A 297-nucleotide genomic window follows, 5' to 3' on the forward strand; every position below is an offset into this window, starting at 1 on the left:
AGTGATTAGCGATATAGAGGACTATTTTGTTATCCGGTACCCCTAAGCTATTCAACTTGTTCATGTAGGCTTCAACAATTCCTCGCATGTCATTACCTGTGGTCTCTTCCACATCAATCATGTAAAAGCGAGGTTGCTTACCATTGCCTGCTTGCTGTGTCCTCGTATAGAGCGCCTGTGCTTCGCTTTCAGCACTAGCGGTATCACTAGCAGTCATGTAGGAATAAACGGCGTAATTAGCGCCTACATTTCCTAATGCAGACAGGTTTTGTTGATACTTCAAATCAGCCCGATTAG

At 44.1% G+C, this 297-nt stretch carries 1 protein-coding gene; it reads right to left on the reverse strand.

Translation table 11 applies throughout. The annotated features are described in order from the left end of the window. On the reverse strand, positions 1–297 hold a 297-nt coding region (locus IV71_RS08190; protein ID WP_478210282.1), incomplete at both ends, for a glycoside hydrolase family 25 domain-containing protein.

The sequence above is a fragment of the Fructobacillus fructosus KCTC 3544 genome (genome assembly GCF_001438695.1).
Taxonomy (GTDB): domain Bacteria; phylum Bacillota; class Bacilli; order Lactobacillales; family Lactobacillaceae; genus Fructobacillus; species Fructobacillus fructosus.